At 54.3% G+C, this 464-nt stretch carries 2 protein-coding genes; both read left to right on the forward strand.

Annotated elements, in window-relative coordinates; translation table 11 throughout:
- The coding region (locus tag AC1RP4_RS07710) for a hypothetical protein (RefSeq protein ID WP_481763228.1) at nucleotides 1-274 on the forward strand (274 nt) is incomplete at its 5' end.
- A gap of 10 nt (nucleotides 275-284) precedes the next feature.
- Nucleotides 285-464 (forward strand): hypothetical protein (locus AC1RP4_RS07715; RefSeq protein WP_481763229.1); only part of this gene is annotated, 180 nt, incomplete at its 3' end.

The following is a 464-nucleotide window of genomic DNA, read 5'->3' on the forward strand; positions in this document are numbered from 1 at the left end:
CTTTTACGCGGCACTCATCCGGGTTCGTGACACGCAAGAATCGGTAACAATCGGCAGTTTCACGTTTACGCCCGACAATCGCATGGGGCGCGGATTCAGCTACGAACAACAGATTGCACGACATGATCCGCTCAGGTGCGAACTCTCGTATCTGTCGCCGCGTGTAGGCGGCATGCGTGACTGGCCGGCAACCGGATCGGGTATGAAACGTGCGGCACGGCGTTACGCGGAAGAGCACGCAGCAGAAATGGAAAATCGCAACATCGTTAAATAAGGAACAAGCAATGTCTGTTTTGGCTTTCATTACTGACGGCGAAACGTATACGGTACGCACGCGCAATAATGGTGTGTGCGTTGGCCGCTGTTTTGTGCGTCGGGGCTATGTGCTGGTTGTCAGCAACAAGGACGTGTCCGATTCGGAAGACGAGCAAGACATGCGCGAAGTCTCAACCGCTATTCCGGAA

The sequence above is a fragment of the Dellaglioa sp. CoH-56-MRSF-10 genome (assembly GCF_056782175.1).